At 60.8% G+C, this 19,425-nt stretch carries 21 protein-coding genes; 19 read left to right on the top strand and 2 right to left on the bottom strand.

What is annotated here, in order from left to right; translation table 11 throughout:
• Positions 1–141 precede the first annotated feature (141 nt).
• From AC3WUT_RS28130 to AC3WUT_RS28110, 5 genes are all read left to right on the top strand, one after another.
• Entirely contained in the window at positions 142–582 is a 441-nt protein-coding gene (locus AC3WUT_RS28130; RefSeq protein ID WP_492350370.1) for a hypothetical protein, read from the top strand.
• Positions 583–791: 209 nt separating this feature from the next.
• A complete protein-coding gene (locus AC3WUT_RS28125) occupies positions 792–1,448 on the top strand; it encodes an amino acid ABC transporter permease (protein ID WP_492350369.1) in 657 nt (218 codons plus the stop codon).
• Between the two features lie 12 nt (positions 1,449–1,460).
• Positions 1,461–2,111 carry an amino acid ABC transporter permease gene (locus AC3WUT_RS28120; protein ID WP_492350368.1) on the top strand — a complete coding sequence of 217 codons (651 nt, stop codon included), beginning with the start codon at positions 1,461–1,463 and terminating at the stop codon, positions 2,109–2,111.
• Positions 2,112–2,164: 53 nt separating this feature from the next.
• Positions 2,165–2,929 carry an amino acid ABC transporter ATP-binding protein gene (locus AC3WUT_RS28115; protein WP_492350367.1) on the top strand — a complete coding sequence of 255 codons (765 nt, stop codon included), beginning with the start codon at positions 2,165–2,167 and terminating at the stop codon, positions 2,927–2,929.
• Between the two features lie 216 nt (positions 2,930–3,145).
• Positions 3,146–4,870, top strand: coding sequence for a methyl-accepting chemotaxis protein (locus AC3WUT_RS28110; protein WP_492350366.1), 1,725 nt, complete (start codon positions 3,146–3,148; stop codon positions 4,868–4,870).
• 40 nt (positions 4,871–4,910) lie between these two features.
• Here the strand turns inward: AC3WUT_RS28110 and AC3WUT_RS28105 are convergent, their stop codons facing one another.
• Entirely contained in the window at positions 4,911–5,288 is a 378-nt protein-coding gene (locus AC3WUT_RS28105) for a hypothetical protein (protein WP_492350365.1), read from the bottom strand.
• Between the two features lie 985 nt (positions 5,289–6,273).
• On the opposite strand from AC3WUT_RS28105, the gene AC3WUT_RS28100 reads away from it, so the two are divergent.
• From AC3WUT_RS28100 to AC3WUT_RS28035, 14 genes are all read left to right on the top strand, one after another.
• A complete protein-coding gene (locus AC3WUT_RS28100) occupies positions 6,274–6,648 on the top strand; it encodes a helix-turn-helix transcriptional regulator (RefSeq protein WP_492350364.1) in 375 nt (124 codons plus the stop codon).
• A gap of 16 nt (positions 6,649–6,664) precedes the next feature.
• Positions 6,665–6,994 (top strand): Ogr/Delta-like zinc finger protein, encoded by a 330-nt coding sequence (locus AC3WUT_RS28095; RefSeq protein WP_492350363.1) that lies wholly within the window; start codon positions 6,665–6,667, stop codon positions 6,992–6,994.
• A gap of 860 nt (positions 6,995–7,854) precedes the next feature.
• Positions 7,855–8,220, top strand: a complete 366-nt coding sequence (locus AC3WUT_RS28090) for a hypothetical protein (protein WP_492350362.1) — start codon at positions 7,855–7,857, stop codon at positions 8,218–8,220.
• Positions 8,217–8,396: a hypothetical protein gene (locus AC3WUT_RS28085; protein ID WP_492350361.1), complete on the top strand. Its 180-nt coding sequence runs from the start codon at positions 8,217–8,219 to the stop codon at positions 8,394–8,396. The genes AC3WUT_RS28090 and AC3WUT_RS28085 overlap by 4 nt, the downstream gene beginning before the upstream one ends.
• The gene (locus AC3WUT_RS28080) at positions 8,393–9,142 is read left to right on the top strand and encodes a DUF7146 domain-containing protein (protein WP_492350360.1); all 750 of its coding nucleotides are present in this window, start codon (positions 8,393–8,395) and stop codon (positions 9,140–9,142) included. The genes AC3WUT_RS28085 and AC3WUT_RS28080 overlap by 4 nt, the downstream gene beginning before the upstream one ends.
• Positions 9,143–9,159: 17 nt before the next feature.
• Complete coding sequence (locus AC3WUT_RS28075; protein ID WP_492350359.1) at positions 9,160–12,234, top strand: P-loop NTPase family protein; 3,075 nt, start codon at positions 9,160–9,162, stop codon at positions 12,232–12,234.
• A 409-nt stretch (positions 12,235–12,643) separates the two neighbouring features.
• Positions 12,644–13,120, top strand: coding sequence for a hypothetical protein (locus AC3WUT_RS28070; RefSeq protein WP_492350358.1), 477 nt, complete (start codon positions 12,644–12,646; stop codon positions 13,118–13,120).
• Positions 13,120–13,533 (top strand): hypothetical protein, encoded by a 414-nt coding sequence (locus tag AC3WUT_RS28065; RefSeq protein ID WP_492350357.1) that lies wholly within the window; start codon positions 13,120–13,122, stop codon positions 13,531–13,533. Before AC3WUT_RS28070 ends, AC3WUT_RS28065 begins: the two co-directional genes overlap by 1 nt.
• Positions 13,523–13,852 carry a hypothetical protein gene (locus AC3WUT_RS28060; RefSeq protein WP_492350356.1) on the top strand — a complete coding sequence of 110 codons (330 nt, stop codon included), beginning with the start codon at positions 13,523–13,525 and terminating at the stop codon, positions 13,850–13,852. Before AC3WUT_RS28065 ends, AC3WUT_RS28060 begins: the two co-directional genes overlap by 11 nt.
• Before the next feature lie 60 nt (positions 13,853–13,912).
• The gene (locus AC3WUT_RS28055) at positions 13,913–14,620 is read left to right on the top strand and encodes a hypothetical protein (protein WP_492350355.1); all 708 of its coding nucleotides are present in this window, start codon (positions 13,913–13,915) and stop codon (positions 14,618–14,620) included.
• Positions 14,621–14,834: 214 nt separating this feature from the next.
• Positions 14,835–15,734 (top strand): diguanylate cyclase, encoded by a 900-nt coding sequence (locus AC3WUT_RS28050; protein ID WP_492350354.1) that lies wholly within the window; start codon positions 14,835–14,837, stop codon positions 15,732–15,734.
• A gap of 344 nt (positions 15,735–16,078) precedes the next feature.
• Positions 16,079–17,092, top strand: a complete 1,014-nt coding sequence (locus tag AC3WUT_RS28045) for a PD-(D/E)XK nuclease domain-containing protein (RefSeq protein ID WP_492350353.1) — start codon at positions 16,079–16,081, stop codon at positions 17,090–17,092.
• Positions 17,080–18,186: a hypothetical protein gene (locus AC3WUT_RS28040; protein WP_492350352.1), complete on the top strand. Its 1,107-nt coding sequence runs from the start codon at positions 17,080–17,082 to the stop codon at positions 18,184–18,186. Before AC3WUT_RS28045 ends, AC3WUT_RS28040 begins: the two co-directional genes overlap by 13 nt.
• The gene (locus AC3WUT_RS28035) at positions 18,183–18,845 is read left to right on the top strand and encodes a hypothetical protein (RefSeq protein WP_492350351.1); all 663 of its coding nucleotides are present in this window, start codon (positions 18,183–18,185) and stop codon (positions 18,843–18,845) included. Before AC3WUT_RS28040 ends, AC3WUT_RS28035 begins: the two co-directional genes overlap by 4 nt.
• 25 nt (positions 18,846–18,870) lie before the next feature.
• On the opposite strand, the gene AC3WUT_RS28030 is transcribed toward AC3WUT_RS28035, so the two are convergent.
• Positions 18,871–19,425: tyrosine-type recombinase/integrase (locus AC3WUT_RS28030; RefSeq protein WP_492350350.1), on the bottom strand; the 555-nt coding region annotated here is incomplete at its 5' end.

Raw genomic sequence — 19,425 nt, 5'->3', positions numbered from 1 at the left:
CGGGAAGGGCTGGCTGGTGTACGCTTGCGCGCCAACCAGCAGCGGCCCGAGGCACCCCGTGTTTTACGGGGGGTTTTACCGGCCTTTTCCAGCCATCAAACCGAAGCGCGCACACCACAATCAGATCAAGAGGACACACCGATGGATCTGCAATACCAACTCAAAGCCGGCAGCTACTATCTGTACGACATGAAGGAGCCGCCCAGCCCGTACACGGGTGAACGGCGTTTTCGCCTGAAGACGGACACCGTGGCCATCGCTTTTGACCGCAGCACCGGCGAACTGCACCAGCACGGCAGCCCGACCCGCATCCAGTCGTGGGCCACCGGTGCACGGCGGCGGCTGCGGGCAGCAGGCGCCATCGACATTGCCAACGACATCGTGGTGGTGTCGGGCCCTCTGCCTGTGGAGGAAATCAACAAGTGCATCGGGATCCAGGGCTACTGCCGGCGCCTGTTCCATCGCCTGCATGCCCTGCCCCACGGCAAGTTTCCCAAGGCCACGCCGCCCCGCCAAGGCCCGTTCAGCCAGCCGCAGTCGGCCTACGGCAAGTCGTCGACGGGCAACCGCAACACCCACTGACAACCCCGGCCTCCCCTCGGGCTGCCCCCCCCTGAAGGCGGGCCCCTGGTGCCGACGCACCGAGGTCAGCACAGGGCCTAGCATGCATCTTGCTATGGCTTTGGCATGCCCAACACCCTTCTTCCCTACATGGCACTGCCGGGCCGCCAGGCCTGCGGCACTGAAGCCCCTTGGGGCCGGCGGATGGCCCGGCACGCGGGGGAGCACCCATGATCCTGGACTTCTCCATCGTGCTGGCGCAGTGGCCCCTGCTGCTCAAGGGCCTGGCGCTGACCTGCCTGCTGACCTTGCTGACCGCGCCCCTGGGCGTGGCCCTGGGGGTGCTGTGCGCCTGGCTTCGCGCGCACGGCCCGGCCTGGCTGCGGGCCGGGGTGGCGACCTATGTGGAACTGGTGCGCAACACGCCCTTCATCATCCAGCTGTTCTTTTTGTTTTTCGGCTTGCCCTCGCTGGGCCTGCGCCTGTCGCCCGAGGTGGCCAGCGCGCTGGCCATGGTGCTGAACCTGGGCGCCTACGCCAGCGAGATCGCGCGCGCCGGCATTGAGGCCACGCCCCAGGGGCAGATCGAAGCAGCCCTGAGTCTGGCCATGAACCGCTGGCAGATTTTCACGCGGGTGGTGCTGCCACCCGCCCTGGCCCGCGTCTGGCCCGCGCTGGTGAGCCAGATGATCATCGTGATGCTGGGTTCGTCGGTGTGCGGGCAGATCTCGACCGAGGAGTTCTCTTTCGCCGCCAACCTGATCGCCAGCCGCACCTTCCGCAACTTCGAGGCCTACATCCTGGTCACCGGGGCCTACCTGGCCCTGGCGGTGGCCCTGCGCCACCTGCTGAACTGGTTCGGGCCGCGTTTCATCTTTGGCCGCTGAGGAGTCGCTGCGATGGTTGAGTTTTCTCTGTGGGACATCGCCCGGCACCTGCTGCTGGCCCTGCGCTGGACAGCCGGCCTGTCGCTGATTGCCTTTGTCGGCGGCGGAGCGGTCGGATTGGCCCTGCTGGTGGCTCGCACCGCCCGTTGGCCCGGGGCGCAGCGCGGCGTGGCGCTGTATGTGCAGCTGTTCCAGGGCACGCCGCTGCTGATGCAGCTGTTTCTGACCTATTTCGGCCTGGCCATGCTGGGTGTGGAGACCACGCCGCTGACGGCGGCCTCGCTGTGCCTGACCCTGTACGCCAGTGCCTACCTGACCGAGATCTGGCGCGGCTGTGTGGAATCCATCCCGCGCGGCCAGTGGGAAGCCTCCGCCAGCTTGGCGATGAGTTTTGGCGAGCAGTTGCGCCATGTGATCCTGCCGCAGGCCGCACGCCTGGCCATCGCACCCACCGTTGGCTTTCTGGTGCAGGTGATCAAAGGCACAGCCCTGGCCTCGGTGATCGGCTTTGTGGAGGTGACCAAGGCCGGCCAGATGATTGCCAATGCCACCTACCAACCGTTTCTGGTCTACAGCTGCGTGGGCCTGATGTATTTTGCGCTGTGCTTTCCGCTGTCATGGTGGAGCCGGCGCATCGAGCGCGCCCTGCGCCCCAAGCGCTGAAGCCCTCTCCACACTCACGCTTCACGCTCTTGCCGCCCCACCGGATCCCCGCCATGAATCTGCCAGAGACCGCCACCAACTCCACCCTGCCCCTGATCGACATCCGTGGGCTGCGCAAACGCTACGGCGACAACGAGGTGCTCAAAGGCATCGACCTGCAGATCCATCGCCGCGAGGTGGTGTGCATCATCGGCAAAAGCGGTTCGGGCAAAAGCACCCTGCTGCGCTGCATCAACGGCCTGGAGGTGTTTCAGGAGGGCGCTCTGACAGTGCACGGCCAGCCCTTGCAGCCCGACAACGCCCAGGCCATGCGTGAGCTGCGTCAGAACGTGGGCATGATCTTCCAGAGCTTCAACCTGTTCCCCCACCTGAGCGCCGGGCGCAATGTGATGCTGGCCCCCACCCTGGTCAAGGGCCTGCCGCAGGCCGAGGCGCGCCGACGCGCCGAGCTGTTGCTGGAGCGCGTGGGCCTGGGCAACAAGTTCGACAGCCTGCCGGAGCAACTGTCCGGCGGTCAGCAGCAGCGAGTGGCCATTGCCCGCGCGCTGGCCATGGACCCCGAGGTGTTGCTGTGCGATGAGGTGACCTCTGCCCTGGACCCCGAACTGGTGGGCGAGGTGCTGCAGGTGGTGGAAAGCCTGGCGGAGCAGGGCATGACCCTGGTGATGGTCACGCACGAGATGAACTTTGCCCGCAAGGTGAGCGACCGCATCATCTTCATGCACCAGGGCAAGGTGCATGAGGAGGGCCCGCCAGAAGCCTTGTTCAGCCAGCCGGCAACCCCCGAGCTGCGCCAGTTCCTGTCGGCCATGGGCTGATCCGCCTCAGGCGCCCTCCCCTGGGTCTGTCACGACCGTCCGACACGTGACACTTGCCAACCGTCGACAACCGTGTCACAAACACGGACAGCATTGAAACTTTTTGATACGAGAGCGCGCGCCCCCTTTCCGCGCTCTCCTTGGCGGGTGCCGTCACCTTCTGACCCCATCCGTGTTCTGTCCGTGGCCGTGTTCATTTCGCGATCGGAGTTGTCAATGAAGTTGTCCGACCTGAGGATTGGCGCCAAGCTGGGCGCCGCATTCGCCGCCATCGTCGTGATGACGATGGCTCTGGGCATTTTTGCCTGGAGCCAGTTGGGCGCCATCAACAACAACGTGGTCGATCTGGCCAGCAACTGGCTGCCCTCGATACGGGTGCTGGGCGAGATACAGGACACCCTCGGCCAGATCCGACGGGCCGAAGGCCAGCATGTGATTGCCACCGCAGCCGAAGAAAAGAAGGCCCAGGAAGAAAGGATGCGCAAGCTGGTCCAGACCCTGGGCGAACAGGAAAAGCGCTACGAGGCCATGTTGACGCCCCCAGAAAGGCCGATTTACGCCGAGTACCAGCAACACCGCCAAGGCTACCTGGTCAGCTCCGAAAAGCTGGCGGCCTTGTCCGGCCAGGGTGAGGACAAGCTGGCCGACACGCGGGTCTATTTCAATGGCGAAGCCCGCAGCACCATGCAGGCCACCTTCGCCGACGTGCAAAAGCTCGCCGACATCAATCTGAAGGGCGCGGATGACTCGTTCCGCCGATCGCAAGATCGCTACACGCAGACCCTGGTGTGGGTGGCGGTGGCCGTGGCGCTGTCGCTGGTGCTGGCGGTGATGTTGGGGCTGCTGCTGACCCGGGCCATCGTGCGGCCCCTGGCCCAGGCGGTGAGCGTGGCCGAGCACCTGGCCGCCGGCGACCTGACGGTGGCGGTTGATGTGTCTGGCCAAGACGAAACCGGCCTGCTGCTCAAAGCCATGGCCCACATGCGCGACCAGTTCAGCCTGATCGTGCAGCGGGTGCGCAGCAATGCCGAGGGGGTGTCCAGCGCCAGCGCAGAAATTGCCATGGGGAATCAGGATCTGTCCAACCGAACCGAGCAGCAGGCCAGCGCCCTCGAACAAACGGCGGCTTCGATGGAAGAGTTGAACGCCACCGTGAAGCACAACGCCGACAATGCGCGCGGTGCCAATCAGCTGGCCCAGAGCGCCTCCCACGTGGCCAGCCAGGGTGGGCAGGTGGTGTCGGAGGTGGTCGACACCATGCGTGGCATCAATGACAGCTCGCGCCGCATTTCCGACATCATCAGCGTGATCGACGGGATCGCCTTCCAGACCAACATCCTGGCCCTGAATGCCGCGGTGGAGGCCGCTCGGGCCGGTGAGCAGGGACGGGGCTTTGCCGTGGTGGCCAGTGAAGTACGCAGCCTGGCCGGCCGCTCGGCCGAAGCAGCCAAGGAGATCAAGGCGCTGATTTCAGACAGCGTGGAGCGGGTGGGCCATGGCAGCACCCTGGTCGACAAAGCCGGCGCCACCATGGCCGACGTGGTGAGCTCGATCCGCCGGGTGACCGACATCGTGGGCGAGATCAGCGCCGCCAGTACCGAGCAGAGCTCGGGCGTGGCTCAGGTGGGCGAGGCCATCACCCACATGGACCAGGCCACTCAACAGAACGCAGCCATGGTGGAAGAGATGTCGGCCGCCGCCAATGCCTTGCGCACCCAGGCCGCCGAACTGGTGGAGGCCGTGGCGCAGTTCAAGATCACCAACGACCTGACACGTGCCAAGACAGCGCCCCAACCCCAGGCAACCCCCACCAGCCCCCGACCAGTCAGCCGGGGCCCGGCCATGGCCAAGCTGAGTCAGCCCAAAGTGCCTGCCCCGGCGTCGGCTCCGTCACCTGCGCTCAGCCACAGCAAAGGGAACGACGACTGGGAGAGTTTTTGAACCCCTCCCACGGAGGCCTGAGGCCCTGAGGCGCTGAATTTCAGGCGCTGTGCGCTGGCGCCACAGCAGGCCACAGCAGGCCGGTCAATTGCTGGGGCACTTCGTTGTCAAAGCTCATCAGCGCCTCGGGCGGCTGCGCCGCTGCCGCTGCCTGCAAGACCGCTGCCACCCGGGCCGTCTGCGGCTCGCTCGGCGGCGCCTGCAAGCGCAACGCCAGTACTGCCAAGGTTTCACCCAGCAGCCGCTCGGAACCCAGAATGCTCCAGGCATAGTCAATCTCATAGCGCTCAACCGCTTGGCTCAGGCTCTCGCCATCCAGCCGGGCTTCCGCCGCGAAATCATTCAGGGTGCGGGTGCTGAGCATGCCCTGCAGTGCCTGGGCGTGGTCCTGGATGGAAAGGGTATCGACGACGACCATGAGGTGTCCTTTTGGAGGCGCGACGGCTGGCAATCCCACCAGCCAGGCCGACAGGCCCGACTGAGATGCCACAACAGCCAACGGGGCTGAAGACGGCACAGGGCCGACGCAGAAAAACAAAAAGCCATCCGGCAGGATGGCTGCATGGGTGAGGATCAAAACGAAAAAAGCCCTAAGCGTTTGAGTGCTTAGGGCTTTTTTGATGTCTTGGTGGCTGGGACTCTACCGAAAGAATCCCTGGAAGCCGCATAAACACTCATTTCTTGTGGTTGCAAGTCACTGGAGTTGCCCCCAATGTTGCCCCCAGCCTGAAAAGAGCCCAGGCCGGCACCATACCACGCGGACCTGATCACCCCATTTCGTACCCGAACCTAACGCCTTAGTTACTCAGGGCTCCTGAGGCGCTTGGTGCACCCACGTCAAGCGCTCATCGCCCGGCCAACGGCAAGGTGTAAAACGACCAAACACACCCGGCACTCGGATTTCCACAGTCGTCCATACACGACCATAGAGGCATGTACTCATCCACCGACGTCCAGCCCGCCGACACCAGCGCCGCCCAGCCGCTGAGCCTGACCAGCCCCACGGCCGCGCCGGCCACAGAGCCCGGCGCATAGCGCTCAGGCCCAAACCCCAACCCCAACCGCCCACTTTGCGGAGCCTGTTTCGAGGCTCTGCGGGACGAACTCAGCCCAAAACATCCCGACCCCTGCCAAACCGCCCTCACCCGCTGCTCACCATGACTCAAAAGCCCAACCTCCAGCCCCTGTCCAGCACACCGCACTCAAAAACTCGCGCCGCAAACTTGGTGCGCCAGTTGTCCGTCAAACACCCACCAATTCCAACCAAACCCACCAACCGGCCACCCGAACAAATGTCGCCAGCCTCATCCAATGGCACCAATCTGCCCGACCTTTGGTTGTGTACGGCCCGTACACAACCAGCACTCGCTAATCCACAGCCGTCCGTACATGACCATAGAGGCATGCACTCATCCACCGACATCCAGATTGCCAACGACACCGCAGTAGACCAACCGCTGCGTCAATACCGCGACCGCCTGCTGCGCCTGGCGGACGTCAAACATATGACCGGCCTCGGCCGCAGCAGCATCTATGCAGCCATCCAAGCCGGCACCTTCCCCGCTGCCGTCAACCTGACCGCCCACGCGGTGGCCTGGCGCGAATCGGAGATTGACGCCTGGATTGCCCAGCGTCCGGCGGCAGCAACGCCCATTCCTGCCCCATCACCAGCCTCCAAGCTCAAGGCACCCCGAGGCCGCCCCAGCCTGGTGCCCAAGGTCCGCGCATCCAAGATCAGCGCACCGAAAACCAGCACAGCCCAACACGCCGCCGCTTGAGAAGGAAGACCCGCCCATGCTTTTCATCTGCCCTCACTGCCGAAGCAAAGCCACTGTGCGCAACAGCCGCCAGATGACGGTCACTCTGCGCGAGCTATTCCTGATCTGCTCGAACGTCCAATGCGGGCACACCTTCATGGCCGGCGCCGAAGTGCTGCGCACCATCTCGCCTTCTGCCACCCCTGACCCCAGCGTGCGCCTGCCGCTTGGCAAGAACATCAACCGCCGCGCCATCGTGGAGCAGATGAACACCCTGCCCGAGGCCGCAGACACCCCAGAGCCCGAGCCCCTGCCACCGCAGCGCTCAAGCCCACCGACACCCCCTGTCACGGTGCCCAGCGCATAGCGCTCAGGCCCTAGCCCCCAATCCCGATTTCCCACTGTGCGGAGCCCGTTTTGAGGCCCTGCGGGACGAACTTTGCCCAAAACAACCCGAATTCACCCAAACGCCCGTCAACATGACCCCGAAGCCCCGTTTCTTACCCCTGGCCAGCGCCCTGCACTCGCGGACCTGCGCCCCGAATTTGGCGCGCCGATTCGCCGTCAAACACCCACCATATCCAACCAAACCCACCACGGCGCGAGCAGTGGACGGCGCCCGCTTTGAGCAGGCGCGGCAAATTTTGGTGCGTCGATTCGCCCTCGCAAACCCTCCAATTCCCACCAAACCCACCACGGCCGGCCCACTGAACCGAGCCCCGGTTGAGCAAGCCGGGCAATTCTTGGCGCGTCGATTCGCTGTCAGCAACCCACCAAATCCAACCAAACCCACCACGGTGCCGGCAGTGGGCTGCGCGCGCTTTCAGCAGGCCCGGCAATTTTTGGTGCGCCGATTCGCCTTCACAAACCCTCCAATTCCCACCAAACCCACCAATGCGGCCGGCCATTGCGCGCAGCCCTTGGCGTTTGCCGATGCCATCAAAAACCAACCTAAACCCACCAGCGCTAGCTATACTGGCGCGGTCACGTCAAAAAAAGGCGTGATGGGGTTTGGAAGCCTCAAGAGACCCTGCAGCGAAAGCCGCAGGACAACCGTAGTTCGTGCGGCTTTTTCGCTCGCGCCTCCAGTTTTTGGCGGCTCGAATGGGAGGGCTCGCGCCCTGCCGGTCCCGCCAGGGTCTCCCGGTCTTCCAACCCGTTCGAGCCGCCGCCCCCGTTTGGAAGCGGGTGCGTCGGTTTTTAAAACCGAGACCCTGGAGGCCCTCAATGGCTAACTCCGCTCGTGCGTACACGCACGCCCCTACACCTGGCATCGACTCCGACGACCAGGCACACCACACCCCCAACGTCGCCGCCCTGCCCCATCGGCAGGCACGCGCCGCCTCATCCTGGGCCCTCGAAGTCTCCGACGACGTGGCCAACCTGCACGACGTTTTGCAGGCCTATGTGGGCCTGGAGAAACTGCTGAGCCCGGCCAAGACCAGCGACTGCAAGGACGTGGCCCCTCAGCGCCACGAACTGGGCGCCCTGGTGCGCTTGGTCAACGAAGCCTTGGCCCAACGCCTGGAAGCCACGGAGGCCACCGTCTCCAGCCTGCGCGAATCCCTCGCAACCCAAGGGAGGGCAGCATGAAGGCCTATCTCATCCGCGTGGTGGACCAAGGCGGCAAGCTGCACCGCTACACCCAGTTGGCCAGCTCCAGCGCCTCGGCCGGCACCCTGGCCTTTGATCGCTTTGGCCAGGTGCGCACCTTGAGCGTGCTCAGCATCCAAAACCTGAGCCGCCAGGCTGCAAGGGGGCTCGCATGACCGCCTACCCTGTGCGCCTTCCTGCCCTGCAGCTGCAGGCCGAGCGCCGCCATGCCTACGAACAAAACCGCGAGCGCATCGCCCAACTCTGGGCCGAGTCTCAACCCATCCGCACGGGTGACGCGGCCCACCGCTTCCTGCAGTGCCAGGGCCTGAACGCCCGCGCCGTGCCCGACACGCTGCGGCTTCATCCGGCCTTGGATTACTGGCACTTTGACGGTGCCGGCAAGCCCCTGGCCTGCGGTTCTCACCCGGCCTTGCTGGCAGCCCTGCAAGTGGAGTTCGCGCCCTTCCATATGACGCAACTCCACACGGTGGCCTTGCTGCGGGTGTATCTCGATGCGCAAGGCAACCCGGCCCCTGTGCCTAGCTTCATGAAGCTCACGGGTGTGGATGGCCAGGTGCAAGGCGCGTCCATTCGCCTGTGCCCACCGCAGCACAAGGGCAAGGAACTGCGCCTGGGGGTGGCCGTGGGCCTGCGCGCTGCCCTGCAGGCCAGCCGCGCCACGCGCCTGCCGTTTTGGGCGGTGCTGAGCACCGAGGCCCTGGCCTCGTTCCGGTGGCCCCGGGGGCTCACGGCCTTGCATGCGTTCGTGGATGACGTGGACGCCAGGCCGGTGACGGAGCTGCTGCGCAAGGCCTCGGCCTGTGGCGTGGAGGCCGTCGCCCACGCAGTGGAGCCACCGAGCGACACCCCCGACGACTCGCCCAGCGAGCCCGTGCAAGACACCCGCGCACCGCGCTAACAACTCAAGGATTCACCATGGCAAAGAACAAGGCCAGCGCCATCGAATCGGGCGCGGCAAGCACGAACACGTCTGTACCTTCCACGGACGCCCCAGAAACGACCACCAAGGCAACCCGCAAGGCCCCCGCAGCGGCGGCACCAGCCCCGCGCGTGAAGGCGGCCAAGCCCCTGACCACGCAAGGCCCCGCCCTGCAGTTCACGGTCTTCACCTCCACCGAGCCCGAGCGCCTCACCAAGGTGCTCAGCCTCAACCGGGACGGCACCCTCAACAAGCAATCGTCTGCCGGCATGATGCGCGGCCTGGCTCAACGCCTGCAGGCCCTGAACCTGGCCGAGCTGGCCCAGATCCTCGAAACGCTCACACCTGACCAGGCCGTGAGCTGGGGCATCTGCCAACAAGAGCATGTGGCCATTGCACCCGAGCGGGATGTGCAGGACGCGCACGCTGGCCAGGCGGTGCTCACCGAGCCCGGCGCGCCGGCGGCCATCTCACGCACCCGCCAGCACTTCGCCTACCCTCGCGGGCCTGGCGTGATGATGCTGGACCACGACGGGTGCCCGAATGGCGAACTCAGCGCCGACGAGCTGCGGCAGCGCTTGATTGACGCTTGCCCGGCTCTGGCCACCGCGCCCATGCTCTGGCGCCCGAGCTGCTCGGCCGGGGTGCAGGCGCCTGACGGGCGCGTGCTCTCGGGTTTGAACCGGCACCGCCTGTACATCCCCGTGCGCGATGCCTCGCGCATCCCCGATGCGGGCAAGACCTTGTTTGCGCTTCTCTGGGCCGCTGGCCAGGGCTGGCACGAAGTGGGCCGAGCTGGCCAGGCCCTGGAGCGCAGCCTGGTGGATGCCACGGTGTGGCAGCCTGAACGCCTGGACTTCTGCGCACCGCCCGTGCTGCTCGATGGGCTGAGCCGACCCACTGCGGCGCCGCAGATCCACGGCGACGGGAACGCCTTGTTTGACCTGGCGTTGATCGAGACCGACAGCGAGACCTTGAAGCGGGTGCAGGCCTTGAAGAAGGCCAAGCGTGAGGCCATTGCGAGCCAGTGTGCTGCCCAGCGCGAGCGCTGGGCCTCGGCCAAGGCGCCGGCCCTGGCGCAGCGCCGCGGCATCCCCTTGGAGAAGGCCCGCGATGTGTTGATTCGGGCCAGTGAGAAGCGGGTGCTCATGGGGCATTTCATGCTCACGGCGGCCGATGGCCAATCGGTGTCGGTGGGCGAGATCCTGGATTTGCCTGACCGCTGGCACAACGCCCAGTTCGCCGACCCGCTGGACCCGGACCAAGACCGGCGCGTGGCCGTGGTGAACCTCAAGAGCGGGCAGCGGCCCTACCTGTACACGCACCGCCATGGTGGGGTGCGGTTTGAGTTGATGCGACAGTCCGCCCGAGTGCAAGTTGGCCGAGGCATGCGTGTGGCCACCACTGACGCGGTGCTGTCTGTCCTCAAGTCCCGGGGCGAGCTGTTCGACTATGGCGAAGGCGCCATTGCCTACGTGAGCGAGGGCAAGGCCCGGCCGGTCTCGCCGGACTGGCTCACCGATCACATGGGCCGGGTGTGTGACTTCTATTCGGTGCGCCGCCGCAAGGACTCGGCCGGGGACGACGTGACGGACGAAGGCGCCGAGGACGCGCCGCTGGGTGTGGCTCGGGCCATCCTGGCCAAGCATGGGGAGCGAGGCTTCAGAAAGCTGGTGGCCGTGGTCACAGCGCCGACCCTGCGCGTGGACGGCACGATTCTGGACCGGCCCGGCCATGATGAGGGCTCGGGGCTGCTGTACTACTGCGAGCATCCGAACCCGCCCAGGGTGCCGAGTTCACCGAGCCCCACGGACGCGCTCAACGCCTTGCGGTATCTCTGGCGGCCCTTTGCGCTGTTCCCCCTGGTGGACGATGTGAGCCGGGCCGTGGTGTTGCATGGCCTCTTGTCTGCAGCGCTGCGAGCCAGCCTGCCCACGACGCCAGGCATTGGCCTGGACGCCCCTGCAGCGGGCAGCGGCAAGACCTTGTTGGCGCGCTGCATTGGGGTGATGGCCATGGGCTCAGACCCGGCGGTGCTGCCACCAGCCGACACCGACGAAGAGACGCGCAAGCGCTTGTTTGCTGTGCTGCGCGAAGGCCAGCGCGTGGTCTTGTGGGACAACGTGCGCGAGCCCCTGGGCTCGGCCTCGCTGGATGCGTTCTTGACCGCGCCCACCTTTGCAGACCGCATCCTGGGCAGCAGCGAGACGGTGACGCTACCCAACCGGGCCTTGTTCATTGCGACGGGCAACAACCTGCGCATGACCTCGGACACCTGCAGGCGGGTGCTGACGGCTCGCATCGATGCCCAGAGCGAGAAGCCGTACACGCGGGATTTCTCATTCGACCCGGCACAGATGATCGCGGCCGAGCGGCTGCAGTACGTGGTGGCAGCGCTCACCATCGTGCGGGCGTACATCACGGCCGGCCGACCCAAAGCGGCCAAGGGACGCACCGCGAGCTTTGAGCAGTGGGACGACCTGGTGCGGCAGCCGATTTGCTGGCTGGCGGGCCTGGTGGCGGCCGATGGCTCGGAGGATCTGCCAGCGCTTGAAGACCCGATGGAGGCCGCCGCCAGGGCGTTCGAGCAAGACCCGGAGACGACGAAGCTCTCCGCGATGCTGGAGGCCTGGTATGGGACGTTTGGAAGCATGCAGACCACTGTCGCCATTGCCATCCGCAGGGCCGACACCGACGAACGCCTAGGCGTGGCCTTGGACGACATCGCGGGCCAGGCCGGCAAGGTCAACTCGCGGATCTTGGGGCGCTGGATTGAGCGCATGACGGGGCGCATCGTGGGCGGCAAGCTGTTCTCACGGGTGGGCCTGCGGGCAGGTGCACTGCATTGGGCCGTGAATCTCGCGCGGCCATCGACCGCCACAAACGCACCAAAGCCCACCAATCCCACCAACGACGACCCGGAGCAAGACGAAGACAGCGAGCGCACCACCTCGCCTGCCGTGGTGGGTTTGGTGGGAATTGGGGGGTTTGCGGAGGCGAATCGACGCGCCATGAATCGACCTTTGAACGGTGACCAGACCGGCACCGGCGCCGATGTGGAGGTGTTTTGATGCATCTGAGCACAACGATGACCACAGCAACGAAGGCCCCGGCTTTGGTGGGTTTGGTGGCTTCTGGTGGGTTTGCGAAGGCGAACCGGCATGACAAGTTGGGCCGCATGCCTGGCCTTCCTCTGGTGGGTTTGGTGGGAATTGGGGGGTTAGTGACCGCGAATCGACGCGCCACGATTCAACCTTTGAAGGCGGCTCAAGCCGGCACCCCCTCCTATGCGGAGGTGTTCTGATGCGCCCGACCACAACAACGACCACGACATCAACGGCCCTGCCTTTGGTGGGTTTGGTGGCTTCTGGTGGGTTTGCGAAGGCGAACCGGCGCGACAAGTTGAGCCGCACGCCTGGCTTACCTCTGGTGGGTTTGGTGGGAATTGGAGGGTTAGCGGCAGCGAATCGACGCGCCACGTTGAGCACTTCGGACTCTCACGGCCGTCAGGCCTTGGTGGGTTTGGTGGGCTTTGGTGGGTGTTTGACCGTCAACGGCGAGCCCAACTTGTGGGAGATCGCCGCCCGGATCTCGCCTGAACCGTCCGCAGAAGAGCGCGCCGAGGCCCTGCTGAGCACCCTGCGCGAGCTGGGGATTTCGGTGGAGCTGGAGGCCTCGGGCGCCCTGCGGGTGACTCCTGCCAGCCTGCTGACCCAGGAGCTGCGCGACGCCATCAAGGCCAACCGTGACGCCCTGGCCGAGCTGCTCGATTCGGCCGGCCTGCGAGACGACCGCAGACGCTGCAGTGAGTGCCGGCACTTCCGCCCCTATGGCGGTTGTGCCGAGGCCGCCCGGGGCAACATGCCCGGCGTGAGCCCTCGCATGGTGCCCATGAAGGACGTGCTGCAGCGCTGCGACTGGTTCAAGGCGCATCGTGACTTCGGGGGGGACTACTGATGGCCCGCCTCACCCCTGCCGAGCGGCAGCGCCGCTACCGCGATAAACGCCGGGCTCAGTTCAAGGCCGCGCTTGCTACTGTTGAATATTTCGAAGTGCGCGAGGCGCTTTCGCGCCAGGCACCGGCCCAGGCTGCAGCCCCGGCCTCGGGGGCAGGCACGGCCCAGCAGCGCGAAGACGACAACCTGCGCACTCGGCTGCAGACCGCTCAACGTCAGCTCACAGAGCAGGCCAGCAAGCACGCCACGGAACGCGCTGCAGAGCGCGCCCAACTGGAGGCCTTGGAGCAACGCATGAAGGCCCTTCGCCAGGCCTTGCGCGCCGTTCTGGGGCGGCTCTCGCTGGCTCAGCGACAGATGACCCGCACCCACCTGCAGGAGACGGGCTTTATCGAGTGGCTCGATGCCGATTGAGGCCGTGATGTTTCGGGCGGAGCTGGGCCTTGGCCCTGCTCTCCGGATAGCGCTCAACGTCTCCTTTTTCCTTCAACTGTTTTTCAACCCTTTTTTCTCACTGGATCTACCCATGTTTGCCAACGAATCTCAAGCCCGAATGGCCCTCAACGCAGCCGGCCAGAAGCTCGAAGAGGCCACCCGCGAATACGCCGCAGCTCGCAAGAAGCTCAACGACATCACGGGCGAATTTACGGCCAAAGACACCAAGGTTTCGCTGCAGTTCACTGCCGCCGACGGCAAGGCCCGGACGGCCCATTTCCATCTGACCGACTGCTGATCACCTCGGCCGCTATTTCTCTCTATCCCCTATCTCACGTTCTCATTTTCTGGATACACAATGACTTCGATTCACGACAAATTCGCCAAGGCCAAGGAGACCTACAAGGAAGCCCTTATTCACCTGGCCATGGCCCGCCAAGCCTACGAAGCCGGCTCAGACAAGGCCTATGCCGATCTGCTGCAGCGCTGTGAAGAACTGCGCTCGAAGATCACCGCCCATGAGCAGGCCGCCGCTGATTCACACGACCTCTTCCGCCGGGCCTTCGCCGCTGCGAACTACACCCAGACCAAGGAAGTGAAGAACGCCTTGTTCAACAAGAACGACGCGGCCACCATCGCCGAGGAATTGCGCCTGGCCCTGGCCGAGTGCGAGGCCAACACCTTTGAGCCCCAGGTGCAGGCCTCCAACGACGCCCAAAGCTATCTCCTGGCGCATCGCGCCGCCTTCGAGGCCTATGCCCACCTGCAGGTCTATCAGGCCTTGGACGAGATGGGTGAGCCCCTGGCCCGGGCGCTGGCCCTGGTGCGCCATTGCGAGCTGCCCCGGCTGTTGACCATCACCGACGATCCGGAGGCCCGGCGTGAGGCGTTTGTGTGGGCCTGCATCAAGGAGATGGCCAGCGCCCATCCGGTGGCCGATGAGCTGCCTGCGATCGAGGCATTGGGGACTCTGGAGCTGGGGCCGTTTGCGAACCGCAAGTTCATGAGCCCGGCGGAGACTCACCAGGCGCGGCACGCCCAGCAGCAGGAGTCCGCTGAGACCTGAGGCAGGGGTTGCGCCAGGCTAGGCCATCACAAAGTGAAAGGGGCGTGTCCTGTGAGGGCACGCCCCATATTTCTTATATGGGCCTGACAACACTGTTGTCGATTGACGGCAAGTGCGCTCGACGATGCACTTGGAATAAGGGATGATCAAAATTGACGAAGGGAGAAGTTCGACTCGAAGTCGGCAAGAGGTCGTATTCCAAGGCTCCCCACTCATGCGAAACACCACCTTCACAGGCGAAGCTGAACACTTCATAGAAAAGTTAGATAGCGCTGTAAAGGTGCACATCGGATGGTCTCATCAGTTGCTACGTTGCGCCGTCTTGGGCGACATACCAAAAGTAGATTTGGTCAGCGAAGACGCCCACAACCGCTGTGAATTCGGCCGTTGGTTTCGAAGCGAGAGGGCTCAGTTCGATGCAATTGACACGACAAGGTCACAGCATCTAGAGCAGCAACATCAAAAAATGCACGATGCAGCGCGCGCAATTTGCAAGGCAATCATTGACTCCCAGGCCGGCAATGCATTGCTACTTGAGACGTTTGAAAGCACTCAAGATCAGGTAATAAGCGACCTTGCGTATTTCAAAACGGAGTTCATCGAACATAGCGCTCGAATCGACTCATTGACAGGACTGCCACTGCGTTACGGCTTGGAGGAACAACTTGAGCGGAGCCGAATTCAAGCCGCACGACGGAGCCTGAAGCTTGTCATGGTCATGCTGGATGCGGATCACTTTAAGCGCGTCAACGACATTCATGGCCATGCCGTGGGGGACCTGGCACTGAAGCATATTGGCGATTTACTGCGGACGAACTCTCGGGCAGATGAACCAGTTTTTCGAGTGGGCGGCGAAGAGTTCATAGCACTCCTGCTTGTCGCAGACCATGAAGCGGCGGCACAAATGATAGAGCGCCTCTTGAGGGGCGTCCGCGACTCGCCGCTGCACTTGGCCGACGGTACTTCCTTACATCTGACGATGAGTGCGGGGGTTGAGGAAGTTGCCCGGGGCGAGACTCTTGTCGATGCGATGGATCGTGCTGACCACGCCCTTTATGCAGCGAAAGCGGCCGGACGCGACACTTGGCGGTGGGCCGACTCATCCCCTAAATAGCAGTCCCAAGTAAATACAGTTACGTCACTGCCCCCTTGGAAGCCAGGCCGGGCTACCAACAAATTCCGTTAAATCCCGGCATCTGATCGCGCCCATGCTTGGACTCTCCAGCCGCACCACGCCTTGTTCTCTGGGGTGTCGGCAGGCCCGTCAAAACAGACCTATGAAGCCCGGGGGCGGGGCGGGGTCTCGACAGCGCGCCGTCCCCTTCGACCAAGCCATAGATCGCTGGTTTTAGTGCTCAGGGCTGCACACTCAATCTTGCTCAGTACAGGCTTGCGCCCGTCTTCCGTTGTGAAACACAATCTGACACAATGGATTGATGATTACCCAGGGAATAGCAATTGTCAGAAACACATAACACATCATTAATTGCAAACAAAATTCAAAATGATATCTTCAAGGTATTTCATTGGGAAGTACACGCCCAGGAAGATAGTAATTTCAGCTGCGTTTCCGACTCACACAAAACAAAGGGTGGAGAGCCAAAGCGCACACACCCAGGAGATATTGTCTACCACTATATCGACCCGTACCTAAACAAACGAATATACCTACACACAGATTTAAAATCGTACGGCAACAACACTCTTCAGCAAGGCAAGATTCGCGAGGCATTAATATCCCTTGCCATGACAATTGAATGCGCCTCCATTACAAATACATGGCGCGCAAAATTTCTAGCTGAGGAAGATGAAAAGTATGAGGTTCGCGGATTACTCTTTGTTGCGAACCACGACAACAAAGCAAAGGGCCGTTTTAAACAGCTATTAAAATCAATATCACACAAAACCATCCCTGTTGCCAAAGGGCAAACAATACATATACTTGGCCCGGATGAAATCAGCAATCTATTCTCGATTGCCACGGACATCAAGTTATTGATCGCGGACAAAAAGATCAACCAACACTACCGATTTTTCTTTCCGGACCTCACGCTTTGGAAGAGAAAGACAGCAGATGACCAGCGGGTCGGAGCAACAATTGAAATGCTCCTCTCCCCATACTTTGTAATCAAATATCTCCCGGTGCTAGGCGATAACGGAGAAGTACTTGAGCGCAGAGGAAATCTAGTTTACTACGGGCGAAAAGGTGGAACAATTGATGAATTTGTCTATCTTCTAGACAGCCTATCAAGGCACCAATTAATTAACTCTCAAGAAAATTTGCAGATTCGGGCATTCAACCCAGAAGCAAGCAATGAAATAAAAAATAATTTCAATCGCGCAAAGAGCCGTTACTGTCAAATTTGGAAGTTTGAAAATGGTCGAAAAGATGAGATTGACGCAATAACAATTGACTCAATCAATCAGATTGCGCCGAACTACAAGGCCGATGAACTAGGGTGGAAGCAATGAAAAGGCGTGTAGGAGCATCACTTTATTTCGCATCAGACAAAGTGATATTTGATGCAATGAACCATGCACGGGTCACAACCGAACTAATCAAAGACTTGCTCTTTGAAAGGAATATTGTTGTTTCATCACATACAAGCAAAGATGATTTAGCCCAATACTTTTCCCGCCTCACAGCCGACTTCTTCGATCATAAAAATATCAGCGAAAAACTCGGCAAGGTTGCCAGGCGGTCGAGGATCACCTACACGGAAATAGTAAACCAAATATCTGCAACAGACATTATAAACAGCCTAAAAATAGTCAAGGAGAAAATCGAAGAAGAAGGTGAAATGCTCACCATCGACTCTCAATCAGACCGTATTTCGGCACATATTCAATACGAGCACATTGACTACACAGAGGTTGAATTCAGGCAGGTTCAACCACGCGATGCAGTGATCGAATTCAGAAAAACCAACGATGGCAAATATGTAATTCGCAGCACGCAAGAAAAATACATAGATTTATTACTCGATCAAGTAATTTCCGAGATCGAAAAAGAGTGCAAAACCCCCATTACCAGAAAAAAAATCTCATTGATAGGCTATGCTGACCCAGAAGTCAGGACCAACTTCTTTCACAATCTTGTGAGCAACATTAGCAAGCACAACTTAATTACCGTAACCGAGGCTTACTGCTACAAACCAGACGTAGCTGATCGAACCATTAGTGACGACGACGAGGAGAACAACGAGAGCGAAAAGAAGGAATTAGAGGATCGCTCCTACGTCGAAAAGGTTTCACTTAAAGGAACTGGTGTCACCAAGTCATTTGTTATCGATGAACTCTATAACAAAGGCTATTACATCGTTAAAGTTGCATGGCGAGTAAAACCGGCATCCAGTGTCGACTCCGATATATTTGAACTAGAGGCTCAGTTCGGCGACCCAAAGGATTGCACCGACTTTTCTTACCAAGTTCGCGGTGCTGTCATTTGCAGCGAGGGCAAACCAACTGCGAAGAAGAGAGCGCCTAAGCTTGAAGAGCAAGATCAATTCTTCCGATTGATCGAAGAATCAGCTAAAAATGCAATCGCCTTATTGGAGAAGCCATGATCAAGCTACGCTACATCAAACTAAGGGTGAAAGGACATACATTATCCGATTTGGAGTCGCACATAAAGAATCTAAGCTCAAAGAGCTTGCACTTAATAAAATCCGACCCTAAAAAAATAACAATTCGCCATATCATCACCCGGGACCTTAGTACGACCCAGTATTTAGAGGACGGAACCGAAATAAAAACAAAAATCTCCACAATGGATCAGCATTTAGCCAGCTTCTTTGAAGCAAAGAATGGCGAGATGTATTTATCCATAACAAATCCACCCCGAGGGAACTGGATTGTTCAAGAACTCTTAAAAGCAGTATTAGGCGAAAAAGATTACTTTACGGAAGCATTGGAAATCAAGAAAGAGATGATTGATGCCCACGTAAGCAACTTTGACAATGCCAAATTGGTATCTGCAAAAATCAGAGACTTTAGAATCTATGACAATGCCATAGGACGACTAGAGGTAACTTCAAAGGAAGGATTGCCTGTAGAAATCGCACCATTTATATCCGGCAAATACTACAGGATTGATTCGTTCACCTACGAGGTTATTCATAATCTTCAAAGGGGACTCATCACCTACTCGATGAATGGAACAATCAAAGCAGCAGACTCTTTATCAGACACCGCGATTCCAACATTCGAGTCAAGCCTTAATTAAAATAAAGAAGACAAACAGAGATGTGTTAGCCCAATAATTCATCAAGATAATCAGACCAATTTTGCATCATTGCTTTTCTTTCTGCATGAAATTCAGTTCGGTTATATGCACGCCCAAGGCTATCTCGAACAGAGTGCGCCAATTGCGCCTCGATAACCGACTCAGCGACGCCAAGGCGCTCTGCGAGCATCGTACGAGCAGTTGCCCGAAAACCATGCCCAGTTACTTCATCCGCCGAAAAACCCATCGCTCGCAACGCAGCGTTGATGGCTGCGTCACTCATCGGCCGATCATGGTGCCGCTCCCCGCGAAACACATATGGACTGGCCCCGGTCAACCCATGCAGGTCTCGCAATGCAGTCACAACTTGCTTTGCCAACGGCACGACATGGGGCTTACCAAATAGCTTGCCAGCCTTCTCCCGCTTCATCCTCTCAGCAGGCACCGTCCATACAGCTTTATCGAGCTCGAACTCCGCCCAGGTCGCATTGCGCAGCTCACCACCCGAGTTCGACACGAAGTGCGGCAAGTGCTTGATTTCATTAGAAACCGCTTGAATATTTCCACTACAACAGGGGCA

This window comes from Curvibacter sp. EU05-FHT14A10, assembly GCF_058791075.1.
Note: the sequence above shows the minus strand (reverse complement) of the source record. Positions and strands in the feature narration are given on the sequence as shown.